The sequence below is a fragment of the uncultured Rothia sp. genome (assembly GCF_937976295.1).
Classification (GTDB): domain Bacteria; phylum Actinomycetota; class Actinomycetes; order Actinomycetales; family Micrococcaceae; genus Rothia.
On the sequence record NZ_CALJRY010000306.1, the window covers coordinates 1 to 1,306 of the forward strand.

The following is a 1,306-nucleotide window of genomic DNA, read 5'->3' on the forward strand; positions in this document are numbered from 1 at the left end:
GAGCTTCCCGAAATTTCCGGTACCGTGGACGGCGCCGAATTCGCTGAAGCCGTCAAGCAGGTTCAGATTGCGGTGTCCAAGGATGAGACCCTGCCGCTGCTGACCGGTATCCGCGTAGAAATCAATGGCGACACCATGACCCTGCTCGCCACCGACCGCTACCGCCTGGCAATGCGCGAAATCAAGTGGAACCCGGTCAACCCCGATGTTCAGGCGGCTGTGCTACTGAAGGCTAAGACCGTCTCCGAGGTCGGTAGCACCCTCTCCGGTTCCGGCGAGCTGTCTATCGCCCTGCCCACCGCTGGTGAGCTGATCGGCTTCGCGGCTGGCGCCCGCCGCACCACCAGCGTTCTGATGGACGGCGACTACCCCAATATCCGTGCGCTGTTCCCCGAGCAGACCCCGATTCACGCGGTGGTTCGCACCTCCGACCTGGCTGAGGCTGCTCGCCGTATCTCCCTGGTGGCCGAGCGCAACACTCCCCTGCGTCTGAAGTTCACTCAGGGTTCGGTCGCTATTGATGCCGGCCGCGGTGATGAGGCTCAGGCTTCCGAGACTCTGCAGGCGCACCTGTCCGGTGATGACATCACCGTCGCGTACAACCCCGCCTACCTCTCGGATGGTTTGAAGGTTTTCGGTACCGAGTTCGTTCGTTTCTCCTTCACCGATGCGCCGAAGCCCGCCGTGATTTCCGGTCAGGACGAGCCTCTGGCTGAGGATGACCGCACCTACCGTTACCTGCTGATGCCGGTTCGCCTGCCGTCGAACTAGGCGCAGTGTTTGCCGCCCCGCGCGCCTTCCAAAGCTCTGTCCGAGGAAGCCCGCGGGGCTGTGCTTTCTGCCTGCCTGCGCCCACCCTAACCGAACCGTACGAAAGGAGCTTCCGGTGTATATCGACCATATTTCGTTGTTGGATTACCGCACCTACGCTCTGCTGAACCTGCCTCTTTCGGCGGGAGTTACGGTGTTTCTGGGCTCGAACGGTGTGGGGAAAACCAATATTGTTGAGGCGATTGACTATGCGGCCTCGCTGTCTTCGCACCGCGTGAGCCATGACGGGCCGCTGGTGCGGATGGGGGCTTCGCGCGCCTATATTCGCACCCGTACGGTGCGCGGTTCGCAGCAAACGGTGACCGAGTTTGAGATTGCTCCCGGGCAGAGTAACCGGGTGCGCATTAATCGTGCCGCGCCGGTGCGCGCCAAGGAGGCGCTGGGCATTGCCCGCACGGTGCTGTTCTCCCCGGAGGACCTTCAGCTGGTGAAGGGGGACCCTGCGGGCCGTCGCCGTTTTGTGGATGAGCTGGCT

2 protein-coding genes are annotated in these 1,306 nt (G+C 62.6%); both read left to right on the plus strand.

Going from position 1 to position 1,306, the window contains the following annotated elements; all coding sequences use genetic code 11:
• Positions 1 to 771, plus strand: a 771-nt coding sequence (gene dnaN, locus Q0216_RS08185; protein ID WP_298594427.1) for a DNA polymerase III subunit beta, incomplete at its 5' end; no start/stop codon positions are given.
• Positions 772 to 886: 115 nt separating this feature from the next.
• Positions 887 to 1,306: AAA family ATPase (locus Q0216_RS08190; RefSeq protein ID WP_298594429.1), on the plus strand; the 420-nt coding region annotated here is incomplete at its 3' end.